16 protein-coding genes are annotated in these 22,880 nt (G+C 73.0%); 11 read left to right on the top strand and 5 right to left on the bottom strand.

Going from position 1 to position 22,880, the window contains the following annotated elements; genetic code table 11:
• Positions 1–47: 47 nt before the first annotated feature.
• From KO717_RS32015 to KO717_RS32005, 3 genes are all read left to right on the top strand, one after another.
• Positions 48–1,139: a WD40/YVTN/BNR-like repeat-containing protein gene (locus KO717_RS32015; RefSeq protein ID WP_301372935.1), complete on the top strand. Its 1,092-nt coding sequence runs from the start codon at positions 48–50 to the stop codon at positions 1,137–1,139.
• Positions 1,140–1,150: 11 nt separating this feature from the next.
• Complete coding sequence (locus tag KO717_RS32010; protein ID WP_030012774.1) at positions 1,151–1,837, top strand: uracil-DNA glycosylase; 687 nt, start codon at positions 1,151–1,153, stop codon at positions 1,835–1,837.
• Positions 1,838–1,933: 96 nt separating this feature from the next.
• The gene (locus tag KO717_RS32005; protein WP_301372934.1) at positions 1,934–2,848 is read left to right on the top strand and encodes a sirohydrochlorin chelatase; all 915 of its coding nucleotides are present in this window, start codon (positions 1,934–1,936) and stop codon (positions 2,846–2,848) included.
• Positions 2,849–2,934: 86 nt separating this feature from the next.
• On the opposite strand, the gene KO717_RS32000 is transcribed toward KO717_RS32005, so the two are convergent.
• The 3 genes from KO717_RS32000 to KO717_RS31990 all read right to left on the bottom strand — a co-directional run bounded on the left by KO717_RS32000 (position 2,935) and on the right by KO717_RS31990 (position 6,014).
• Positions 2,935–3,999, bottom strand: coding sequence for a lactonase family protein (locus KO717_RS32000; RefSeq protein WP_301372933.1), 1,065 nt, complete (start codon positions 3,997–3,999; stop codon positions 2,935–2,937).
• A 55-nt stretch (positions 4,000–4,054) separates the two neighbouring features.
• Positions 4,055–5,191, bottom strand: coding sequence for a nitric oxide synthase oxygenase (locus KO717_RS31995; RefSeq protein WP_301372932.1), 1,137 nt, complete (start codon positions 5,189–5,191; stop codon positions 4,055–4,057).
• Positions 5,192–5,420: 229 nt separating this feature from the next.
• Positions 5,421–6,014 (bottom strand): GNAT family N-acetyltransferase, encoded by a 594-nt coding sequence (locus KO717_RS31990; RefSeq protein ID WP_301372931.1) that lies wholly within the window; start codon positions 6,012–6,014, stop codon positions 5,421–5,423.
• A 141-nt stretch (positions 6,015–6,155) separates the two neighbouring features.
• Between KO717_RS31990 and KO717_RS31985 the strand changes: the two genes are divergently transcribed.
• On the top strand, positions 6,156–8,453 hold the full coding sequence (locus KO717_RS31985; protein WP_301372930.1) for a HelD family protein: 2,298 nt from the start codon (positions 6,156–6,158) through the stop codon (positions 8,451–8,453).
• Here the strand turns inward: KO717_RS31985 and KO717_RS31980 are convergent.
• On the bottom strand, positions 8,443–9,936 hold the full coding sequence (locus KO717_RS31980; RefSeq protein WP_301374888.1) for an FUSC family protein: 1,494 nt from the start codon (positions 9,934–9,936) through the stop codon (positions 8,443–8,445). The two genes, KO717_RS31985 and KO717_RS31980, sit on opposite strands and share 11 nt — an antisense overlap.
• A 415-nt stretch (positions 9,937–10,351) precedes the next feature.
• On the opposite strand from KO717_RS31980, the gene KO717_RS31975 reads away from it, so the two are divergent.
• The 5 genes from KO717_RS31975 (at position 10,352) to KO717_RS31955 (ending at position 17,107) form a co-directional block, all read left to right on the top strand.
• Positions 10,352–10,822, top strand: coding sequence for a MarR family winged helix-turn-helix transcriptional regulator (locus KO717_RS31975; protein WP_301372929.1), 471 nt, complete (start codon positions 10,352–10,354; stop codon positions 10,820–10,822).
• Between the two features lie 160 nt (positions 10,823–10,982).
• Complete coding sequence (locus KO717_RS31970) at positions 10,983–14,015, top strand: AfsR/SARP family transcriptional regulator (RefSeq protein WP_301372928.1); 3,033 nt, start codon at positions 10,983–10,985, stop codon at positions 14,013–14,015.
• Positions 14,016–14,191: 176 nt separating this feature from the next.
• Positions 14,192–14,410 carry a ferredoxin gene (locus KO717_RS31965; protein ID WP_301372927.1) on the top strand — a complete coding sequence of 73 codons (219 nt, stop codon included), beginning with the start codon at positions 14,192–14,194 and terminating at the stop codon, positions 14,408–14,410.
• Complete coding sequence (locus tag KO717_RS31960; protein ID WP_301372926.1) at positions 14,407–15,810, top strand: NAD(P)/FAD-dependent oxidoreductase; 1,404 nt, start codon at positions 14,407–14,409, stop codon at positions 15,808–15,810. The genes KO717_RS31965 and KO717_RS31960 overlap by 4 nt, the downstream gene beginning before the upstream one ends.
• A 28-nt stretch (positions 15,811–15,838) precedes the next feature.
• The gene (locus tag KO717_RS31955; protein ID WP_301372925.1) at positions 15,839–17,107 is read left to right on the top strand and encodes a cytochrome P450; all 1,269 of its coding nucleotides are present in this window, start codon (positions 15,839–15,841) and stop codon (positions 17,105–17,107) included.
• A 57-nt stretch (positions 17,108–17,164) separates the two neighbouring features.
• Here KO717_RS31955 and KO717_RS31950 read toward each other — a convergent pair whose 3' ends face one another.
• Positions 17,165–17,386, bottom strand: coding sequence for a hypothetical protein (locus KO717_RS31950; protein ID WP_301372924.1), 222 nt, complete (start codon positions 17,384–17,386; stop codon positions 17,165–17,167).
• Positions 17,387–17,586: 200 nt separating this feature from the next.
• Here KO717_RS31950 and KO717_RS31945 point away from each other — a divergent pair, with 200 nt between their 5' ends.
• Both KO717_RS31945 and KO717_RS31940 read left to right on the top strand, forming a co-directional pair.
• Entirely contained in the window at positions 17,587–19,479 is a 1,893-nt protein-coding gene (locus KO717_RS31945) for an AfsR/SARP family transcriptional regulator (RefSeq protein ID WP_301372923.1), read from the top strand.
• Between the two features lie 91 nt (positions 19,480–19,570).
• Positions 19,571–22,852 (top strand): non-ribosomal peptide synthetase, encoded by a 3,282-nt coding sequence (locus tag KO717_RS31940; RefSeq protein WP_301372922.1) that lies wholly within the window; start codon positions 19,571–19,573, stop codon positions 22,850–22,852.
• Positions 22,853–22,880: the final 28 nt, after the last annotated feature.

The following is a 22,880-nucleotide window of genomic DNA, read 5'->3' as shown; positions in this document are numbered from 1 at the left end:
CCGCAAGGAACGCCCGCCGAGGGCGACGAGGCCCGGAGGTGCCGGCCATGGCCGACGCAGTACTGCTCGTGGGAACCCGCAAAGGACTCTTCATCGGCCGCCGCCGGGGTGATGCGCCCTGGGAGTTCGACGGGCCCCATTTCAACGCCCAGGCGATCTACGCGGTCGCCGTCGACCGGCGGGGCCCGGCGCCCCGGCTGCTGGTCGGCGGGGACAGCTCGCACTGGGGGCCGTCCGTCTTCAGCTCCGACGACCTCGGCGCGACCTGGCGCGAGCCCGCCGCGCCGGCCGTGAAGTTCCCCCAGGACACCGGGGCCTCCCTGGAGCGGGTCTGGCAGCTGCAGCCGGCCGGCCCCGAGGCCCCGGACGTGGTCTACGCGGGGACGGAACCGGCCGCGCTGTTCCGCTCGACCGACCGGGGCGACTCGTTCGAGCTGGTCCGCCCGCTGTGGGAGCACCCGAGCCGCGGGAAGTGGGTACCGGGCGGCGGCGGTGAGGGCCTGCACACGGTGATCACCGACCCGCGCGACCCGGACGCCGTGACCGTGGCCGTGTCCACCGCCGGGGTCTTCCGGACCCGCGACGGCGGGGCCAGCTGGGCGCCGTCCAACACGGGGGTCTCGGCGGTGTTCCTGCCGGACCCGAACCCGGAGTTCGGCCAGTGCGTGCACAAGATCGCCCAGGACGCCGGGGACACGGACCGGCTGTACCTGCAGAACCACTGGGGCGTCTACCGCAGCGACGACGCGGGCGGCCGGTGGACCGACATCGGCGGCGGCCTGCCCTCCGACTTCGGGTTCGCGGTCGCGGCCCATCCGCACCGGCCGGACACCGCCTACGTCTTCCCGCTCAACGCCGACTCCGACCGGGTCCCGGCCGAGCACCGGTGCCGGGTCTTCCGCACCCGGGACGCGGGCGCCACCTGGGAGCCGCTGGCGCGCGGGCTCCCGGCCGGGGACCACTACGGCACGGTGCTCCGGGACGCGCTGTGCACGGACGACGCGGACCCGGCGGGCATCTACTTCGGCAACCGCAACGGAGAGGTGTACGCCAGCCACGACGACGGCGAGAGCTGGCAACTGCTCGCCGAGCACCTGCCCGACGTCCTGTGTGTGCGGGCGGCCACGTTCGGCCAGTAGAGTGATCCACCGTGGCAGCACGACCGTTGAACGAGATCGTCGAGCCGGGCTGGGCCCGTGCTCTGGAGCCGGTGGCGGGGCAGATCGCCGCCATGGGCGACTTCCTGCGCGCCGAGATCGCGGCGGGGAGGACGTACGTACCGGCCGGGGCCAATGTGCTGCGCGCCTTCCAACAGCCCTTCGACGAGGTCAAGGTACTGATCGTCGGGCAGGATCCCTACCCCACGCCGGGACACGCGGTGGGCCTGTCCTTCTCGGTCGCCCCCGACGTACGGCCGGTACCGCCGAGCCTCGACAACATCTTCCTGGAGATGCACCGGGACATCGGCACCGGCCGCCCGGCGAACGGCGACCTCACCCCGTGGACCCGGCAGGGCGTCCTGCTGCTCAACAGGTCGCTCACGACCGCGCCCCGGCGCTCCAACGCGCACCAGGGCAAGGGCTGGGAAGCCGTCACCGACCAGGCCATCCGGGCCCTGGCCGCGCGCGGCAAGCCGCTGGTCTCCATCCTCTGGGGACGGGCGGCCCGCAACCTGCGGCCGCTGCTCGGCGAACTGCCCGTCGTGGAGTCCTCGCACCCCTCCCCCAAGTCGGCCGACTACGGGTTCTTCGGCTCCCGGCCGTTCAGCCGGACGAACGAGCTGCTGGTGGGCCAGGGTTCACAGCCTGTGGACTGGCGCTTGCCGTCAGTCAGTTGAACGTATCTGATATTCACCGGATAAATACGGACAAATGCCTCGCGAGAAGGCCCTGCCCGAACACCTTGTTCCGATAAGCCAGTAGCATGCGGCGCCATGAGCTCCCCCACTGGGCCCGCAAATGGCCTGCCCGTACGAATGCCGCGACCCCGCCAGACCGGACGGCACCGCCGGCCCGAGCCCGCGGTGGCGCCCGAGGGCGCGCCCGCGCTGGTGCTCGCCGTGCCCGGTGCCCCCTCGGCCGCCTCGCGAGGGCTCGCGGAAGAGATCATCAGCATCGGCCGCTCCGAGCTGCCGGGCCTCGACGCCCGGATCGGCTTCCTCGAAGGTGACGACGCCACCGAGTTCCCGTCCCTGTCCGGCGTGCTGACCGCCGTCGCGACCGAGCGTGTCGCGCGCGCGGAGTTCGCCCGCGCGGCCGGCCACGAGGTGCCCGCGCCGACCGGCCCGGACGCCGTGGTCGTGCCGCTGCTGGCCGGCCCCGACAGCGACCTGCTCCGCCGGATCCGCCAGGCGCTGATGGACTCCTCGGCCGCCGCCGAGCTGGCCGACGTGCTCGGCCCGCACCCGCTGCTCGCCGAGGGCCTGCACGTGCGGCTGTCCGAGGCGGGCCTGGCCCGCGCCGACCGCGCCCGGCTCTTCACCGTGACCACCGCCGCCGACGGCATCGTCCTGGTCACCACCGGTGGCGAGGAGGCCGTACAGGCCGCCGGGATCACGGGCATGCTGCTCGCCGCCCGGCTCGCCGTGCCCGTCATGGCCGCCGCGCTCGACCAGGAGGGCTCGGTGGCCGCGGTCGCCGAGCAGCTGCGCCGCGAGGGCTCCACGCTGCTCGCGCTCGCCCCGTACCTGATCGGCCCGGAGGCCGCCGACGGGCTCCTCGACACCGCCTGCAAGGAGGCCGACTGCGCCACCGCCGAGGTGCTCGGCGCATACGGCGCGCTCGGCAAGCTGGCCGTCGCGCAGTACGCCGCGGCGCTCGGGATCACCCAGGACGCCGCCGCACACTGACCCGCCCGTACGACGCGAAGGGCCCCCGGGGGGCCACGGGAGACCGTGGCCGCCGGGGGCCCTTCCGTGTGCGCCGCGCGCCCGTGTCAGCCGAAGACCACGCAGGTGGCCGCGGGCACGGCCAGCGAGCCGGCCCGGCGCGGCTGCCCGGTCAGCGGGTCCACCTCGAACCAGGTGACGTCCCCCGAGCGCTCGTTGGCCGCGTAGAGCCGGCTCCCCGAGGGGTCGACGGCGAGATCGCGCGGCCACGCGCCGCCGCAGTCCACGGCGCCGGTGAGCCGCGGCTTCCCGGGGCCGTCGGCGAGGGAGAGGGTGACGATCGTGTCGGCCCCCCGGACGGCCGCCCAGACGAATCGGCCGTCGGGTGAGGCGACGATCGCCGAGGGATAGGCCCGTACGGCCCCTGAGGCGCCCCCGGAGGCCACTGGAACCTCACCGACCGGTTCCAGTCGCCCGGACGCCCCGTTCCAGCGGCAGACGGTCACCTGCGGCTCCAGCTCGTGCAGGACGTACGCCACCGCGCCCTGCGGATGGAAGGCGAGGTGGCGGGGGCCGGTGCCGGCGCGCAGCGCGGTCTCGGCGTGCACCCGCAGCGCCCCGGTGGCCGGGTCGAGCGCGCAGATCCGTACCGAGTCGGTGCCGAGGTCCACGCTGAGCACCCAGCGGCCGGTCGGGTCGGGCAGCACCTGATGGGCGTGCGGGCCCTCCTGCCGTCCGGCGTCGGGGCCGGAACCCCGGTGCGGCAGGACGTGGGAGGGCCCGCCCGGGCGGCCGTCGGCGGCGAGCGGAAGGCTGCTGACGCTGCCGGAGGTGTAGTTGGCGGTGAGCAGCCTGCGCCCGGCCACACTGAGATGGGTGGGTCCGGAGCCCCCGACGCGCACGGGTACGCCGAGCGGGGCGAGGCCGCCGGCGGTGGGCCGGAAGGCCGCCGCCTCGCCCCGCTCGGTCTCGCTCACCGCGTAGAGGACGCCGGTGTCCCGGGCGAGGGCGAGGTACGACGGATCCTCGGCGGTGGCGACCGAGAGCGGGGTCAGCGCCCCGGTCTTCGGATCCACGGCCGCGATGGTCACACCGCGGCCGCCCCCCGAGGTGAAGGAGCCGATGTAGGCCCGGTGTTCGCCGCTTCGGTCCTTGCTGTCCGCGCCGCCCACAGGAAACCCCTCTCACCGCTTTCGGATCCGTCCGGAGCCGACGGTAACAGAAGGTCTAGACCAAATCCCGTCCTTGGGCCCGCTCCTGCGCGCCGGGGTGGTGGACGTAGGCCGTACTGCTGCTGCGGTCCTCGTAGGTGCGGTGGAAGACGGGGGTCGCGGAGCCGGAGATCGGCGGCACGATCCAGGACCAGTCCGCGCCCACCTCGCGCCCCTTGCGCTCCTCCCGTTCCATGTGGGAGAGGAAGCGCCGGGACTCGGTGTGGTGGTCGGCGATCGTGACCCCGGCCCGGTCGAAGGAGTGCAGGACGGCCCGGTTCAGTTCGACGAGCGCGCGGTCCTTCCAGAGGGACCGGTCGCTGGAGGTGTCCAGGCCCAGGCGGCGGGCGACGGCGGGCAGCAGGTTGTACCGGTCGGTGTCCGCGAGGTTGCGGGCGCCGATCTCGGTGCCCATGTACCAGCCGTTGAACGGCGCGGCCGGGTAGTGGATGCCGCCGATCTCCAGGCACATGTTGGAGATGGCGGGTACGGCGTGCCAGCGCAGCCCCCAGTCCGCCCAGCCCTCGCCGTCGGGGTGGTCGATCGGCACCTCCAGGACGGCGTCGGCGGGGGTGTCGAACCAACGGGGTTTGTCGTCGACGCCCTGGACCACGAGCGGCAGGAGGTCGAAGGGGGTTCCGGGGCCACCGGACCAGCCGAGCCGGAGGAGGGCCTCGGTGAGCGGGGCGTTGCGGGCGTCGCCGACGGTTATCGACGGATGGTCGCCGTATCCCGCGTATCTGACCAGCTGCTCGCTCCAGATCAGCGGGCCGGGCCGGGCCGGGGTGTCCGGGGCGAAGACCGTGATCGTGGGCCTGACCCTGCCCCCGTTGGTGGCCTCGCGCAGGTGGTCGAAGCATTCGGCGGCGATGTCGTCGGCGTCGGTGAGCCCGCGGCGGTCGCGGACCCGCAGCGAGTTCCAGTAGAGGCGGCCTATGCAGCGGTTGCTGTTGCGCCAGGCCACCCGGGCCCCGTGGACCAGTTCCTCGGGGGTGTGCACATAACTGCCGGTCTCGGCGAGCTCGGCCCTCACGGCGGCGAGCCGGGCGCGCGGATCGCCGGCCTCCGCGTTCTCCCGGTGGAAGAGTCGGATGAACTCCTCGGCCGCTTCCCACACCTGAGCGGTGGTGGAGCGCTGTTGAAGAATTTCCATTCCCGGCGGTTACCCCCTGTCCGACCAGATCCACCCTGTAGGTGCCGGATGAATGTGCAATAAACAATTACCCGTTGTACATGCCGCAGGTCAGCGTGGGGTGATTGGCAATCAGGGAGCACTCCTCCGGGTGATCCCTCGCGGATCGGGCTGCAGCAGGGCACACGGGGGCGTATGATCCGGCTCGTTCCGGGAGTTGGCCGTGCGCAGGGGTCAGCCGTGCGCCGGGTCAGCGGCAGGGGCGGCTCATGTAGAGCGCCTGCTCACCGGCCGCCGGTGTGCCGCCGTACAGCGCGGTGTCGAGGCCGCAGAAGGTGAATCCCATGCGCCGGTAGGCGTGCACCGCGGGGGCGTTGACCGAGCTGACCTCCAACCACAGGTGCTCCGCTCCCCGTTCGCGGGCGAAGCGCTCGGCGCACTCCATCAGGGCGCGGCCGATGCCGCGTCCCCGGTGACCTGGCGAGACCTCGATGTCCTCGATGGTCAGCCGCCGGTTCCAGGGGGCGTAGCCGACGGCGGCGAACCCGCAGAGCAGGTCGCCGTCGAGGGCCACGAAGGTCCGCGCGTCGGCGTCCGAGTCCTTCCCGCCGCCGAAGACCTGCTCGTCGTGCTCCTCCGGCGGGAACACCTTGTGCACGGGCGGGTCCACCGGGACCTCGCGGAGCAGGAAACCGGAGCCCGCGCCGTCGCCCGAGCCGGGGTCGCTCACCTCGAAGACCGTGGCGGTGGTGAAGGAGCTGTCCAGGGCCTCGATGGCACCCGCGTCCTCGGGACGGGCGAGGCGGTAGACGATTCCGTCGGCTGAGCCGTGTGCGGTGGTCATGAGATCCACGGTACGCAAAAAATCCCCCGGCCGAATTGGCTGCCGAGGGAGAAGAGAGCGTATATTCAATGGTTCACGACTTCGCCTGAAACGAAGTCGTGAGGAAGCTTACGAGGACACCGTATCGCGGCAGGAGTGCAATTGTCAACCGAGGAATTCCGGAAAGAGCAGCAATTCGTCACCGAGCTCTACGAGCGCCTCGACGGTCTGCGTGACCAGGCCGAACGGGCGGTCGAAGGGGCGCTGCGCGATGTCGGAACCGGGTTTCAGGCGCGGCTGGAGCGGGACGTCCTGGTCGCCGAGCAGTCCGGTCTGCTTTCCGCCCTGAATGCGGGCGAGAACGGTCTCTGTTTCGGCCGTCTGGAGTTCTCCGACGGCCGGGACCACCACATCGGCCGCCTCGGAATCCGGGCCGACGACGCGGAACGCACTCCGCTGGTCCTGGACTGGCGCGCGGACGTGGCCCGCCCCTTCTACCTCGCCACCGGCCACACCCCCATGGGGCTGCGCCGCCGCCGGCACATCAGCAGCCGGGGGCGCGTGGTCACCGCGCTGCACGACGAGATCCTCGACCTGACCGACGCCGAGCGCACCGGGCACGAGGGCGCGGACGCGGACGCCGTGCTGCTCGCCGCGCTCGACGCGGCCCGGACCGGCCGGATGCACGACATCGTGCGCACCATCCAGGCCGAGCAGGACCGGATCATCCGCTCCACGCACCGCGGGGTGCTGGTCGTCGAGGGCGGTCCCGGCACCGGCAAGACCGCGGTCGCGCTGCACCGCGCCGCGTACCTGCTGTACGCCCACCGGGAGCTGCTCGCCAAGCGCGGTGTGCTGATCGTCGGACCGGGCCCCGCCTTCCTCGGCTACATCGGCGGGGTGCTCCCGGCCCTCGGCGAGACGGGCGTCCTGCTGGCCACCCCGGGCGAGCTCTTCCCGGGCGTGCACGCCACCGGCACCGACCGCCCGGGGGCGGCCGCGGTGAAGGGGCGGGCCGCGATGGCGGAGGTCCTCGCCCGGGTGGTGGCCGACCGGCAGTGCCTGCCGGAGCACGTCCCCGCGGACACCGGCGAGGAGTACGACACCGTCCCCGAGCCGGCCCTGGAGATCGACCACGAGGAGTACGGCACCCTGCTGCTGGACCGCACGATGGCGTACGAGGCGCGGGACCGGGCCCGGGCCACCGGGCTGCCCCACAACCAGGCGCGGCCCTCCTTCGCCTTCCCGGTCATCGACGCGCTCACCGCGCAGCTCGCCGACCGGCTGGGCGCCGATCCGTACGGCGGGCCGAACCTGCTGGGTTCGGACGACATCGCCCAGCTCGGCAAGGAGATCGCGACGAGCGCCGCCGTGCATGCGGCGATCGATTCGCTGTGGCCCTCCCTCACCCCCCAGCAGCTGATCGCCGACTTCCTGGCGGAGCCCACCCACCTGCCCGCGCACGAGGCCGACCTGATCCGCCGCGCGCCCTCGGCCCGGCCGGACTGGACCCCGGCCGACGTGCCGCTCCTGGACGAGGCGGCCGAGCTGCTCGGCGAGGACGACACGGCCCGGAGGGCCGCCGAGGAGCGGGACCGGCAGCGGCGCATCGCCTACGCGCAGGGCGTGCTGGACCTGTCCGAGGGCTCTCAGTCGTACGAGTTCGAGGACGAGGAGAACGAGTTCCTCGCGGCCCACGACATCATCGACGCGGAGCGGATGGCAGAGCGCCACGAGGAGGCCGACCACCGCAGTACCGCCGAGCGGGCCGCGGCCGACCGCACCTGGGCCTTCGGGCACGTGATCGTGGACGAGGCCCAGGAGCTGTCGGCGATGGCGTGGCGGCTGCTGATGCGGCGCTGCCCGACCCGGTCGATGACCCTGGTCGGCGACCCGGCGCAGACGGCCGACGAGGCGGGTTGCGGCTCGTGGGCGCGGATCCTGTCGCCGTACGTGGGCGAGCGCTGGGAGCTGGTCCGGCTGGGGGTCAACTACCGCACGCCGGCGGAGATCATGGAGGTGGCGGCGGCCGTGCTGCGCACCCGCGATCCCGGCTTCGAACCCCCGCGTTCGGTACGGGCCACCGGGGTGCGGCCGTGGGCGCACGCGGCCGGCGACCTGGCGGCGGCGACCCGGGAGGCCGTGGCGCGGGAGCTGCCGGCCGAGGGCCGGCTCGCGGTGATCGCGCCGCGGGCGCGGCACGCGGCGCTGGCCGCCGTACTGCCGGGGGTACGCGCGGACGCGGAGCCGGACCTGACCGGGGAGGTGGTCCTGCTGGACCCGCGCCAGGCCAAGGGGCTGGAGTTCGACACGGTGATCGTGGTGGAGCCGGACGAGTTCCGGCCGAGCGACCTGTACGTGGCGCTGACCCGGGCCACCCAGACCCTCGGGGTGGTGCACACCGCCGGCCGGCTGCCGGCGGGGCTGGCGGACACCCCGGAGGGGCTGCTCAGGCGCTGATGACCAGCGGCGCCCGGGGGTCGGTGCGCAGCGGGGTCGCCAGTGCCACGAGGGTGTGCTCCAGGCCGTGGAGGTGGGCGAGGGCCGGTTCCGCGGCGGCGGGCCGGGGGTGCGGCACGGTGGCGATCCCGGGCGTGCCGTGCGGGGCGGTCAGGGCCTCCACCGCGGCCTCCACGCGCCAGCAGGCGGCGGCCAGCCGGGCGTCGTGCGAGGCCTGCGGGTCGGCGGCGACGGCGACCAGCCCGCGCACGTCGCGGGCGCAGTCGTCGAGCAGCGCGAGCACCTGCCGGGCCCGGGCCTTGCGGGCGCGCAGCGGGCTCAGCGGGTGGACGAGCGGCGCGAGCGCCATCCGGACCCGGGCCAGCAGCAGCTCCAGCTCGGCTGCGTGCGGGGCGGGGTCGGCGTCCGGGTCGCCCGCGAGGCGGTCCAGGGCGGCCGCCGTTGAGGCGCGTACGCAGTGCAGGGCGCGCTGGATCCACGCGTCGTTGGCGGCGTGGGTGGTGACCGGAAGGATGAGTACGACGGCGAGGGCGGCGCCGAGCGCGCCGATGGCGGTCTCCTGGAAGCGCAGGAGCAGCAGTCCGGGGTGCAGGACGCCGAGGAGGCCGTAGAGCAGGCCGGCCATGACGGTGACGAAGAACATCATCCAGGAGTACGAGGGCGCGGCCGTGTAGAAGATCCCGAAGACGCATACGGCGACCAGTACGGCGGTGGGCGCGGGCGCGCCGTGCAGGGGTACGGCGATCAGCAGCCCGGCGGCGATGCCGACGACGGTGCCGAGGACGCGGCGGAAGCCCCGTACGAGGGTCTCGCCCCGGGAGGCGGTGTTCACGAAGATCCACCAGGAGGTGCCGACGGCCCAGTACCAGCGGTCGTCGGAGAGCGCCTGGCCGATGCCGAGCGCGAAGGCGCAGGCGGCGGTGGCCTGGAAGGCCTGCCGGGTGGTCGGCCGCGCGAGCCCGGTTCCGGGCAGGCCGGGCGGGGCGGCGGGGGGCGGGGTGCGCCGCTCGATGGGCCACAGCAGGAAGCGCACGGCTCCGGCGGCGAGGAGCGCCAGGCCGACGGAGGCGTACAGCTCGGGCAGCTGCGCGGGCCGGGCGTGCAGGAACTGGGTGACGAAGAACATCATGAAGCCGAAGATCCCGAGGGCGTGTCCGCGCGGGCCGAAGCGGCGGGCGTACACCCCGGCGAACACGACGGCGAGGAAGGCGGCGTCCCGGGCGAGCGGCACCCCGTGCAGGGTGGTGGCGAGGGCCAGGACGGGGAATCCGGCGACGGGCAGCAGGGCGGTGGTCAGGCGCTGGGCCCGGACGTCCGCGTCGAGCACGGTGAAGAGGGCGAGCAGGGCCGCCAGTCCCCCGGTGATGGAGGCGGTCAGGGAGAGACCGCACACTTCGGCGAGGGCGACGGCGGCGGCGACGCCGATCACCGCGCGGGCCGAGTTCCGCAGTCTCATACGCCCCGGATCCGGAGCCACGAACATCCTCTTCACGGCGGTGTGCCGCCCCCCTTGCAGTGCTGCGCGCCGGCCCGGCGCCGCCCGGGGGTGGTGGGCGGCGGACGGGCACGGCGAAGGCGCCGCGCTCCGGAACCGGCTTCGTTGCCGTCCGGCGCTGCGCGGCGCCGTAAGTACATGGATACGACACAGATAAGCATCCGGGGACCCACTGGCTCAACCGAGCTTGCGGACACTGGGCCATTGGCACATGAACTGGACGGACTTGTCGGCCACGGGCCTACCAACGGACCAGTCGGTGGGCACCCTCTGCCGACCCGGGGCGCCGCCCTGACGGGCCCTGCGCACCGGCCGGGTCGCGCCGCCGTGGCCGGCTCTCGTCCACGTGACCACGCGCTGTTATCGTGCAGCGACCCGCGGGGCGTACGGAAGGGGACCGACGTTGGCGCGTACGGCGGAGTCCGGGGAGGCCGAGGCGTTCAGCCGGGCCGCGGTGGCGGTCTTCCGGCTGAACGGACGGTTCACGGCGGCCCTCGACCGGCTCACGCTCGACTCGGGGCTCAGTGCCGCGCGCTGGCAGATACTCAGCACGGTGACGGACGAATCACTGTCCGTGTCCGCCGTGGCCCGGCGGGTGGGGACCACCCGGCAGAGCGTGCAGCGCATAGCGGACCTGCTGGTGCGGCAGGGGCTCGCGGTCTACCTGGACAATCCGGCGCATCGGCGGGCCAAGCTGCTCACCGCCACCGAGCACGGCGTGGCCGCGAAACGGGAGATCGACTCCTGTCTCGCCGGGCTGGCCCGGCAGTTGTGCGAGGGCCTCGGCGGCGAGGACGAGGTGCACCGCACGGCCGAGGTGCTGCGGGGCCTGTCCGGCGCGTTGTCGTCGATCGGATCCGACGACTCTCGGTGAGGCCCGCGTGCGTGTCCACCGCTATACGGACAAGCTGGCCTGAAACCGCCTGCATTTTTCCCAAGAGTTGACTGCACCGAGGAACGCTCTTTGCGGTACCGTTCGCGCCTGACGCGGGGTTTCAAGGCCGGGGGACCTTTTGAATCGGTTTGTCTTCAGAGTGCTGGGACCGCTGCTCGTCCAGACCGATGACGGTCCGCTGCGCATCAACGGCCGGCGCCAGGCAACGGTCCTGTCGATGCTGCTGCTCTCCGCTGACCGGATCGTGTCGGTGGACACCCTGGTGGACGCCGTCTGGCCGGAATCTCCCCCGGCGACGGCCCGCAACCAGATCGCCATCTGCGTGGCCACCCTCCGCAAGACCTTCAAGCAGGCCGGGGTGACCGATCTGCTGATCACCTCTCCTCCGGGCTACCTGCTGGCCAAGGGAGAGCACCGGATCGACGTCCAGGAGTTCATGGAGCGGGCCGAGCAGGGGCGGGACGCCGCCCGGCACGGACGGACCGAAGAGGCGTGCGCGCAGTTCGAGGAGGCGCTCAGCATCTGGCGGGGCTCCGCGCTGGACGAGCCCTCCGGCTCCCGGCTGGAGGCGGAGACCACCAGGCTGGAGCAGATGCGGCTCGCGCTGATGGAAGAACGCGCCGGTCTGATGCTCCAGCTGGGCCGGCACCGCGCGCTCACCGGTGAGCTCACCGAGCTGGTGGCCCGGCATCCCCTGCGCGAGCAGTGCCGCGAACACCTCATGCTGGCCCTGTACCGGTCGGGGCAGCGGGCCGAGGCCCTCGAAGTGTTCCTGCACGGCCGCCGGTTACTCACCGAGCAGCTCGGGATCGAACCGGGTCCCGGACTGCGTCAGCTGCACGAACTGATCCTGCGCGACTCCCCCGAACTGACCCGGCCCCCCGCCACGGCGTCGCCCGCGCCGGCGGCCCTGAGCACCGTCCCGGCACAACTGCCCGCGGACGTCATGGCGTTCACCGGCCGGCAGCGGGAGATGACCTCCCTGGACCGGCTCCTGAAGGAGCCCTACAACCCGCACACCCCGGCGCTGGCGACCATCGTCGGCGTGGGCGGGGTGGGCAAGACCGCACTCGCGGTGCACTGGGCGAGCCAGGTCGCCGACCAGTTCCCGGACGGCCAGCTCTTCGCCGATCTGCGCGGGTACGACGAGGAGCACGCGCCGGTGTCCCCCGCCGCCGTGCTCGACCGCTTCCTGCGCGCCCTCGGGATCGGCGCGCCCCAGATACCGGCGGATCCCGACGAGCGGGCCTCGCTGTTCCGGAGCCTGCTCAGCACCCGCAAGACACTGATCGTCCTGGACAACGTACGCTCCTTCGACCAGCTCAGACCCCTGCTCCCGGGCGGCGGACGCAGCGTGGTGCTGGCCACCAGCCGGGAGAGCCTGGGCGATGTGACCGGGGACTACACGGCACTGACCCTGCGGCTGCGGATGCTGGAGCCGGCCGAGGCGACGGCGCTGCTGATCAAACTGGCCGGGGCCGACCGGTTCGGCAGCGACCCCGTGGCGGTGGAACAGCTCGGCGCCCTGTGCGACTGCCTTCCGCTCGCGCTGCGGATCGCCGGCGCGCGGCTGGCGGCCAAACCCAATCTGAGCGTACGGAGCCTGGTGGCGCGGCTGCGCGACCACCGCTCCCGTCTCGACGTGCTGAGCCCGGGCGAGGGCGGGGTGCGCGCCGGCTTCCGGCTCACCTACCGGGACCTGCCGCCGGAGACGGCCCGAATGTACCGCAGGCTCGGCCTGCTGCGCACGGCGGACTTCGCCGCCTGGGCGGGGGCGGCCGTACTGGACACCGATGTGTGGCACGCGGAGGAACTGATCGACCACCTGGTCGACGCGCAGCTGCTGGAGGTGGCCGACGCCGAGCCGGGGCGGGCCGCCCGCTACCGGTTCCAGGACCTGCTGCGGCTGTTCGCCCGCGAACGGGCGGAGTCGGACGAGCCGGAGGGGGAGACCGACGCCGCGCTGGAGCGGGCCTTCGCGTCCTGGCTCTGGCTGGCCGAGGAGGCGCACCGGCGGATCGACGGGCGCCGGTTCCCGGTGGGCCGGACACCGGCACCGGCCCCGCGCTTCCTGCCGGAGCTGGCCGACGAGCTGCTGGCCACGCCGATGGACTGGTTCGAGTCGGAGCGCACGGCCGTCACGGACCTGGTGGCGCACGCGGCGGAGACGGGCCGGGCGCGGTACGCGTGGACGCTGACCGAGAGCGCGGTCCCGCACTTCGAGACGAAGAACTATCTGGAGGACTGGCAGCGCTGCGCCGAGCAGGCGCTGTCCTCGGCCCGGCGCACCGGCGACGCACCGGGCGAGGCGACGATGCTGCGGCTGCTGGGGTCGCTGGCGATCTACCAGCGGCGCTACGAACAGGCCGAGGGCTGGAACATGGCCGCGCTGCGGCTGCTGCGCAACACCGGTGACGTGGGCGGGGCGGCGCTCGCCCAGCGGAACCTGGCCATGTGCGCGCGGTTCCAGGGGGACTGGGAGCGGGCCCTGGAGTACTGCGAGGCGGCCCTGAGCGGTTTCCACGTGTCGGGTGACATCGGGAACGAGGCCCACCTGCTCGGCTTCCAGGCGCAGATCGAGCTGGACCGGGGCAACGTGGGCGGCGCGCTGCCGCTCGCGGAGCAGGCGGTGGCGCTGAGCCGGCGTACCGGATCGGTGCGGGCGGAGGCGCAGAGCGTGTACCGGCTGGCCGAGGTCCGGCTGCGCGCAGGAGATCTGGGCGAGGCCGCGGAGGCCTTCGGCGCGGTACTGCGGCTGACCCGGGGCGAGGGCGACCGGGTCGGGGAGGCGCACGCGCTGCGGGGACTGGGACAGACGCAGTGGAGCCAGGGCCTGCTGTCGGCGGCCGGAGGGACGCTGCAGCAGGCTCTGGAGATCACGGATGAGCTGGCGGACCGTTTCCTGTACGCCCGGGTGGAGACCGATCTGGGATGTGTGGAGGCGATCGGCGGCCGCCCGGCGGAGGCGGCGGAGAGGTTCCGGCGGGCGCGGGCCGCGTTCGGAGAGGTCGGCGCACAGCCCTGGCGGGCGCAGGCGGACCGGCTGCTGGCAGCGGTCCAGGACGCGGCGTGCGGGCCGGGCGGCGGGGGCGCCGGCGAGCTGCCGCATCGTTCCTTCACGGCGGCGGAATTGACCCTGCTGCTGACGTGCCCCGAGGACGGCAAGGCGTAGGTGTGCCGGCGCGGGCGGGACACCTGGCGGGTTTGCGGTCGCTGGTGGGCGGGACGAGGATTTTTTTAGGACGCAATGACCGGAGCGGGTCTCTGTGCCGACGCGTCGATGCGCAGGGCGCCCTTCGGACTGTGACGTGTCCGGCCGGGGGGAGGCGGAGCGGAAGGAGTCTCCCCATGCGGATCGTCGTGGACCTGAATCGATGCCAGGGATACGCACAATGCGTGTATCTGGCTCACGAGGTCTTCAGGCTGGGTGGTCAGGAGGCACTCACCTACGAGCCGAACCCCGATGACGAGCGGCGCCTGCAGGTCGAGCGAGCCGCTGCGGCGTGTCCGGTGCGGGCGATCGTGATCGATCGCCTGAACGGTGCGGAGCGGGGCGAGACGTCATGACCTTGCCGGCGACGGTGGCGGAGCTGGTGCGCGAGTTCAAGGCCAACGGCCGGATCGTCGTCGTGGGTGCCTCCCTGGCCGGGCTGCGGGCCGCGGAAGCCCTGCGCGAGGAGGGTTTCACGGGTTCCCTGACCATCATCGGGGACGAGCCGTACGAGCCCTACGACCGTCCCCCGCTGTCCAAGCAGGTGCTCAAGGGCTGGGTGCCGGCCGACCACACCAAGCTTCCCCGCATGCGAGACGTGGATGCGGACTGGCGGCTCGGGGTGGCCGCCACCGGGCTGGACCGGGCCGCGAAGCAGGTGCGCCTGGCCGACGGCGGACAGGTCGGGTACGACCGGTTGCTGATCGCCACGGGCACGCGCGCGCGGCAGTGGCCGAACCCGGCCGAGGCCGCCCTCCAGGGGGTCCACACGATCCGCTCGTGTGACGACGCCGCACAGCTGCAGAAGGAACTGGCCGCACCGCCGTCGCGGGTCCTGGTGATCGGCGCCGGGTTCATCGGCTCGGAAGTGGCCTCCGTCTGCCGGGAGCTCGGGATCCCGGTGACCGTCGTCGAGCGGGGTTCGGCGCCGCTGAGCGGCGCGCTCGGCGGGGTGATCGGGGAGATCGCCGCGCAGATGCAGCGCGATCACGGCGTGGACCTGCGCTGCGGGCTCGGTGTGTCGTCGCTGGAGGGCGACTCCGGCGGACACGTGCGGCGTGCCCGGCTCTCGGACGCAGCCGTCGTCGACGCCGACGTGGTGGTGGCCTCGCTGGGTTCGATCCGCAACGTGGAATGGCTGGAGGGGGCCGGGCTGGCGGCCGGCTTCTGGGGCGTCGGGTGCGACGCCGGAGGGCGTGCCTTCGACATCAACGGCGTGGTCACCGACAGCATCTACGTGGCGGGGGACGTGGCGCGTGCGCCGCATGTGCTGTACGAGTACCAGTTCCTCGCGATGGAGCACTGGGACAACGCCGTTTTCGGCGCCGAGGTGGCGGCGCACAACATGGTGAACCTCGAGCCCCACTATCGCCCGCACCTGCTGGTCCCCGGCTTCTGGTCCGGCCAGTTCGGCGTCAACATCAAGTCCGTCGGCGTGCCGTCTTTCGGTGACGAGATCGTCTTCACGCAGGGCTCCGTCGCGGAGCGCCGTTTCGCCGCCGCCTACGGTCACCGGGGACGCATCGTCGCGGCTGTCACGTTCGATCACGGCAAGTGGCTGGAGTACTACGGGAAGCTGATCGAGCGTTCCGGTCCGTTTCCGCCTCCGCCTCCGGGCTGGGACCGGCCGTCCGACATGAAGCCGATGCCGGCCGAGTTCCCGGAACCCGGCGTCCCGACGGAGGTGCCCGACGTCGTCCTGACCGGCCACGCCCCGAGCGGGCGGACGGCCGAGTTCCGGCCTCGGCATCGCTGACACCGACAGGAAGAAGGAGGGGAGCCTCGTGGCCGAGGAAACCCCCTGGCAGCAGGCCCTGCGCTTCGCCAACCGCGCCGATCCGTACCCCTTCTACGAAGAACTGCGCAAGACACCGGTGGCGCGGCAGCCGGACGGGACCTACGTCGTCAGCACCTACCGGGAGATCGTCACGCTGCTCCACGACCCCCGGATCAGTTCGGATCCGCGGAAGGGTCCGGCCCCGGCCCCGGCCCAGGCGGAGGGCGCGGCGGAGAGCTCGGCGGAGGCCTCGGCGGAACCGGAGGCCGAGCCGAGCATCATCACCTGCGATCCACCCGAGCACGACCGGGATCGCCGGACGATGACCCCGCATTTCGTCGGCCCGCCCCATGCGCCCGACCTGATCTCCGGCCTGGAGCCAGAGATCCGGCGCCTCGTCGGCGGCCTCCTGGACCACATGCGGGGCAAGACCCGGATCGATGCCGTCGACGAGTTCGCCTATCCCCTGCCGGTGACGGTGATCTGCAAGGTGCTGGGCGTGCCGCTGGAGGACGAGCCACGCTTCCACCACTGGATCGAAACCGCCCTGGACGCTTGGGAGTACGGCCCCGAGACAGCCTCCGAAGACTTCCAGGCGCGGCTGGCCGGGGGCAATCAGGCCGTGCAGGAGTTCGGACGGTTCGCGGCCGAGCTGTACGACCGGTACGCACGGCAGCCCGGCCCCGGCATGCTCTCGGCGATGGTGAACGAGGACGGCCCGGAGGGACGGATGTCCAAGGGCCTGCTCACGAGCAATGCCCTGCTCCTGATCTTCGCCGGGCACGAGACCACGGTCAATCTCATCGCCCACAGCGTGCTCACCCTGCTGCGGCACCCCGACGCGCTCGACAAGCTGCGCCGCCGGCCCGAACTGATCGTGCCCGGGGTGGAGGAGCTGCTGCGCTTCGAGTCTTCGGTGCAGTTCTGGCCCACCCGCTCCGCCGTGGAAGACATCGACATCGCCGGCACCACCATCCCGAAGGGGGCACCGGTCTTCCTGGCGTACGGCTCGGCGAACCGCGACCCGGAACAGTTCACCGACCCCGACGAGCTCGACCTCGAGCGCCGCGACAACCAGCACCTCGGATTCGGCCAGGGCATCCACTTCTGCTTCGGCGCTCCGCTCGCGCGGCTCGAAGTCCAGAACGCGGTCGGCGAGTTCGTCCGCCGGGTGGAAAACCCCCGGCTCGTCGAGGACCCGCCGCCGTACCGGCGCAACCAGATCTTCCGCGGACCGCGGCACGTCCTGGTCGACATCGACGGCATCCGCGACTGACCCGGTGGCAGCGGGCAGGCCGCGAACCGTGGGCGGCCGGGCCGGAGCGGGGACCGGTCAGCCCCAGGGCATGTCGCCGTGCTTGCCGGCGGAGCCGGGGTGCGGGGGGACCAGCGGCTTGACGACGCCCCAGGGCATGTCGTCGTCGGCCTGCACGGTGGTGTGCGTGTCCGCCAGGACGGCCGACGCTCCCCCCACGCCGACGAACACCCCCGCAAGAACGAGCAGGCAGGCCGCCGCCGCCGTGTTCGCCGTCTTCACCGTCCGCGTGCTGCGCATCTGGGAATCCCCTCTCGGTGGAGCATCACTGCCGCTCGCTGCGGCACGAATGGAACAGTAGGGACGCCTCCTTTTCCTTCCGTGTTCCATCGATTTCGTGACCCGGGCCGCCCTCGAAATCGCCACGATATCGAGGAGACAACGCACTCCACTAGCTTCGTCCAGAGATTCTTCTCCATGAATCACGGATGGGGCGGTACATGGAATTCCGAGTGCTCGGGCCGGTCGAGGTACGGCGGGACGGCCGTCGGGTCGCGTTCTCCGGGGCGAAGCTGCACACCGTGCTCGCGGCGCTCCTCGTGGCCCGTGAAGAGGTGATCTCCGACGAACGGCTGTGCCGGCTGCTGTGGGGCTGGGCGCCGCCGGCCACCGTCAGCGCCCAGCTCTACACCTATGTTTCCCGCTTGCGCAAGATTCTCGGCGACGATGTTCTGATCGATCGTCGGCCGCCCGGATATGCCATGAGCATCGGTAATGCAACCCTTGACCTGAGCGAATTCGAGAAGCTGGCGCTCGGCGGCCGCGAGGCACTGATCGCCGAGGACTTCGAAAAGGCCGGTGAGCTGCTGCGCGGCGCCCTGGCCCGGTGGAACGGCCTGCCCTTCGCCAACGCCACGGAATACCTCGCCGACGCCGAGGCGCCGCGGCTCACCGAGGCCCGGGCGGTCACGCTGGAGCACCGCATCGCGGCCGATCTCGCGCTGGGCCGGCACGAGCAGATCACCGGCGAGCTCACCGGCCTGGTCGCCGAGTTCCCGCTGCGCGAGCGCATCCGGTGCCAGCTGATGACCGCCCTGTGCCGGTCGGGGCGGCAGGCGGACGCCATCCACCTCTACCACCACGGTCGCGCGGTGCTCGCCGACGAGCTCGGCGTGAACCCCGGCGAGGAGCTCCAGGCCACCTACCGGGCGCTGCTGGAGGGCACGCTGGACCGGCAGCCGTGCACAGCCCCCGCCGTCCTGGCCGGCCCCCGGCGGGACGCGTCCGGCCGCCCGGACGGCGCTCCGGCCATGCTGCCCCCCGACACCGTCGACTTCACCGGCCGGGAGCCCGAACTGGAGCTGCTGTGCCGTGCGCTGGCCCCCGATGCGCAGGGCTCGGGGCGGCCCCGCCGGGTCCTGGTCACCGGTATGGCCGGGCTCGGCAAGACCGCCCTGGCCGTCCACGCGGCCCACCGCTGCCAGCGGCACTTCCCCGACGGGCAGTTGTACGCCGACCTGCGCGCGCCCGACGGCACTCCCCGGCACCCCACCCGGGTGCTGCGCGGGCTGCTGCGCGCACTGGGGCCGATGGACGACGTACCGGACGGTGACGACCAGGACCAGCTGGTCCGGCTCTACCGGGAGCGGACCCGGGGCCGGCAGCTGCTGATCGTGCTGGACAACGCCTCCGGGGCGGCCCAGTTGGGGCCGCTGCTGCCCAACACCCCGGAGCCGGCGGTCCTGGTCACCGGGCGGACCGCCCTGCCCACCGTGGCGGGGGCGCACACCGTGGCCCTGGCTCCTCTGGCGCCCCGGGACTCGCTGGAGCTGCTCTCGGCCGCGGCCGGTCCTGCCCGGGTGGCCTCGGCACCCGGTGCGGCGTCCGCGATCGTCGAGCACTGCGCCGGTCTGCCGCTGGCCCTGCGGATCGTCGGGACCCGGATCGCCGCCCGGCCGCACTCCACCCCGGACCGGCTGGCCCGCCGGCTGGCGGATCCCGTCACCCGGCTGCGGGAGTTGCACTCGGGCGATCTGGACGTGCACGGCTCGCTGCTGCCGTCCTGGCGGGCGCTGGACCCCGAGGTGCGGGCGGTGTTCCCGGCGCTGGCCGCGCTCGGCCCGCAGCCGTTCCCGGCCGCGGACGCGGCGATGGCGCTGAGCCTGCCGGAGACCGAGGCCGAGCGGCTGCTGGAGGCGCTCGCCGACGCGGCCCTGCTGGAGGTCAGCGGCGCGGACGAGTGGGGCCAGCCCTGCTACCTGTTCCATCCGCTCGTACGGCTCTTCGCGCTCTCCCTGGGCGAGGGGGCCGCGCCCGGCCACGGGACCGCCGCCACCGGCGCCACCGCCGCCGCCCGCACGGAACATAACCGGCGGCTAACTCGCCGCCCCTAGCCTCGCCCTGCCCCGCAGCAGGGCGCTCCGGCCCGTCACCACCCCAGGCAAGCACCAGCCAACGGCCCGTAACACCGAATGGAGTTGGACCATGACCGAGCTCCTGCCCGCTCGCGCGGACAGTGCCGCGTCCTTCCCGATGACCGAGACGCAGCAGGCACTGATGATCGGGCGAGGTGAAGCAGTCGAGCTGGGCGGTATCGGCTGCTACGGCTACTTCGAATGGGAGCGTGCGGACCTCGATCCCGAGCGTTTCGCCGCCGCCTGGCGCAAGGTGGTCGCCCGCCACGACATGCTCCGCGCGATCGGCCGCACGGACGGCACCCAGTGGGTGCCGGCCGACCCGCTGCCCTTCGACATACCGGTCGTGGACCTGAGCGGGCTGTCCGCCGAGGCCTCGCGGGAACGGCTCGCCGCGCTGCGGGACGAGATGAGCCACGTGGTCTTCCCGGTGGGCAGCTGGCCGTTGTTCGACCTGCGGATCATCCGGCTGGGCGGTCCGGGGAACCTGAGCCGGGTCCACCTCGGGATCGACCTGCAGGTGCTGGACGCCTCCAGTGCCTTCCAGGTGCTCTTCCCCGAGCTGGTCGACCTGTACGAGGACCCGGACACCGAGCTCCCGGAGCCCGGTATCGGCTTCGCGGAGTACGCCCGCTGGCGCGCGGACGCCCTGCCGCACACCGAGGCCTTCCGTGCCGCCCGCGACTACTGGGTGGAGCGCGTCCCCACCCTGCCGCCGGCCCCCTCGCTGCCCACGGGCGGCCCCGCCGGCGGCGGGCATGAGGTGCGCTTCGACCGGCGCGAGCACCGCCTCTCCCCCGCGGACTGGCAGCGCTTCTCGGCACGGGCGCGCGAGGCGGGGCTGACGCCGTCGGTCCTGCTCACGGCCGCCTTCGCCGAGGTGGTCCGGTGCTGGGCGGAGGAGTCCGACTTCACCATCAACTACCCGATCTTCCAGCGCCCGGCGGTGCACCCGGACATCGCCGGGGTCCTCGGTGACTTCACCAATGCCGTGATGCTCGCCGCCGACGGTTCGGGCGCGACCTTCCTGGACCGGGCGCACGCCCTGCGCGACCAGCTCGCCCGCGACGCGGAGCACGGCGCCTTCAACGGCGTCCGGGTGCTGCGCGAGCTGACCCGGCTGCACGGGGTGGGCGCGCAGGCCGGCATGCCGGTGGTCGTGACCAGCCTGCTCGACTACCCGGTGCGCAGGCCCGTCACGGACCTGGGCCGGGAGGTGTACTCGATCTCGCAGACCCCGCAGGTCTCGCTCGACGTACAGCTGCGCGAACTGGCCGGTGAGCTGCGCGTCATCTGGGACTTCGTCGAGGGGGCGTTCGCGCCCGGCTTCGTCGACGCCGCCTTCGGCGTGTACGTGGACCTCCTGGAGCGGCTCACGCGGGACCCGGAGTCCCTGCACACCCGGCGCTTCGACCTGATCCCGGCAGCCGAGCGGACGCTGCGCCGCCAGGTCAACGACACCGCGGGGCAGATCCCGTACACCACCTTGCACGAGCTGTTCGCCCAGCAGGTGGAGCGCACCCCCGGTGCCGAGGCCGTGGTGGACGCCTCCGGGCGGCGGCTGAGCTACGCCGAGCTGGCCTCGTACGCCTGGCGGATCGGGCACACGTTGCGGGACCACGGGGCGGCTCCGGGCGAGCTGGTCGCCGTGGTGATGGAGAAGGGCTGGGAGCAGTACGCCGCGGTGTACGGGATCCTCGCCTCCGGCGCCGCCTATCTGCCGCTGGACCCGTCCGTGCCGCCGGAGCGGCTGCGCCGCCTGCTCACCGAGGCCAAGGTCGACCGGATCCTCACCCAGTCCTGGCTGGACTCCCGGATCAGCTGGCCCCCCACGGCCCGCCGCTACCGGGTGGACAAGGACTTCGAGTCCGGGACCGACGCCCGGCCCGACACGGCGCAGACGCCGGCGGACCTCGCGTACACGATCTTCACTTCGGGCTCGACCGGCGAGCCGAAGGGCGTGATGGTCGACCACATCGGCGTGGTCAACCTGATCCGCGATGTCGCGACACGCTTCGAGGTCGGTGCGCGGGACCGGCTGCTGGCCATCTCCGGGCTGCACTTCGACGCCTCGATCTACGACGTGTTCGGGGTGCTGACGCAGGGCGGGACCGTGGTGCTGCCGCCGCCGTTCGAGCACGCCGAGCCCGACGTCTGGGCCGATCTGGTCCGGTCCGAGCAGGTCACCCTGTGGAACTCCGTGCCCGTCCTGATGGAACTGCTGGTCGGTGAGGCCGAGGTGCGCGAGCGGCGCGGCGGCGGCCGGCCGCTGGAGTCCCTGCGGCTGTCCGTGCTCTCCGGCGACTGGATCCCGCTGACGCTGCCGGACCGGCTGCGGGCGCAGAGCCCCCGGATCCAGGTGGTGGGTTCGGGCGGTCCGACCGAGACGATCTGCTGGTCGCTGTTCCAGCCGATCGGCGAGGTGGACCCCTCCTGGACGAGCATCCCGTACGGCAAGCCGATCACCAACCAGCGCTACTACATCGTCGACGCGGCCGCCTACGAGCGCCCGCTCGGGGTGGTCGGCGAGATGGCCGTGGCCAGCGACGTCGGGCTCGCGCTCGGCTACTGGAACGACGCGGAGCGCACGGCGAACCGCTTCGTGCACCTTCCGGAGAGCGGCGAGCGCGCCTATCTGACCGGGGACCTGGGCCGGTACCTGCCGGACGGCAGCATCGAGATCCTCGGCCGGGACGACTTCCAGGTGAAGATCCAGGGCCACCGGATCGAGCTCGGCGAGATCGAGGCCGTGCTGCGCCAGGACGCCGAGGTCGAGGCGGCCGTGGTGGTCGCCCCGGCCAGCGCGCACGGGGTGCGGCGGCTGCACGCCTTCGTCGTGGCCGGAGCCGAGGCGGCCGGGCCGGTGCTCGAGCGGCTCGCCGAGCAGCTTCCCGGCTACATGGTGCCGGCCGCGCTGACCGTGCTGGAGGAGCTGCCGCTGACCCGCAACGGCAAGGTCGACCGGCTGCTGCTGGCCTCCTCCGCCGGACGGCAGCAGGAGTCCGCCGACGAGGCGGCCGTACGGGATGCCGGGGACGGGCCGGGCAGCGCGCTGGAGCTCGTGCTGTGCGCGGCGGTCGCCGACATCCTCGGCCTCGACGGGGTGGCGCCCGGTGACAACTTCTTCAGCCTGGGGGGCGATTCGCTCAGCGGTACCCGGCTGGCCGGTCTGCTCAAGGAGCTGCTGGGAGTGCCGGTGCCGGTCAAGACCGTGTTCCAGAACCCGCTGATCTCCGAACTGGCCGGGAAGATCGCCGCGGACGGGCAGCACGGCGCGGAGGCGGTCGCGGCCGCCGAGGCATTCGGCGAGCTGGAGGCCGACGAGACGGACACCGCCGATGCGGGCGGCTGAGGACACGAGCCGGTTCAGCACGGCCATC

This window comes from Streptomyces xanthophaeus (assembly GCF_030440515.1).
Taxonomy (GTDB): domain Bacteria; phylum Actinomycetota; class Actinomycetes; order Streptomycetales; family Streptomycetaceae; genus Streptomyces; species Streptomyces kutzneri.
The sequence above is the reverse complement of the archived record's forward strand: the minus strand, read 5'-3'. Positions and strand labels throughout refer to the sequence as shown.

What these genes read in the sequence shown, in the direction of transcription:
- KO717_RS32005 (WP_301372934.1), top strand. Translation starts at nt 1,934, where the DNA reads ATGAGCTCCCCCACTGGGCCCGCAAATGGCCTGCCCGTACGAATGCCG.
- KO717_RS31945 (WP_301372923.1), top strand. Translation starts at nt 17,587, where the DNA reads ATGGAATTCCGAGTGCTCGGGCCGGTCGAGGTACGGCGGGACGGCCGT.
- KO717_RS31960 (WP_301372926.1), top strand. Translation starts at nt 14,407, where the DNA reads ATGACCTTGCCGGCGACGGTGGCGGAGCTGGTGCGCGAGTTCAAGGCC.
- KO717_RS31965 (WP_301372927.1), top strand. Translation starts at nt 14,192, where the DNA reads ATGCGGATCGTCGTGGACCTGAATCGATGCCAGGGATACGCACAATGC.
- KO717_RS31995 (WP_301372932.1), bottom strand. Translation starts at nt 5,191, where the DNA reads ATGGAAATTCTTCAACAGCGCTCCACCACCGCTCAGGTGTGGGAAGCG.
- KO717_RS31940 (WP_301372922.1), top strand. Translation starts at nt 19,571, where the DNA reads ATGACCGAGCTCCTGCCCGCTCGCGCGGACAGTGCCGCGTCCTTCCCG.
- KO717_RS31950 (WP_301372924.1), bottom strand. Translation starts at nt 17,386, where the DNA reads ATGCGCAGCACGCGGACGGTGAAGACGGCGAACACGGCGGCGGCGGCC.
- KO717_RS31980 (WP_301374888.1), bottom strand. Translation starts at nt 9,936, where the DNA reads ATGTTCGTGGCTCCGGATCCGGGGCGTATGAGACTGCGGAACTCGGCC.
- KO717_RS32015 (WP_301372935.1), top strand. Translation starts at nt 48, where the DNA reads ATGGCCGACGCAGTACTGCTCGTGGGAACCCGCAAAGGACTCTTCATC.
- KO717_RS31990 (WP_301372931.1), bottom strand. Translation starts at nt 6,014, where the DNA reads ATGACCACCGCACACGGCTCAGCCGACGGAATCGTCTACCGCCTCGCC.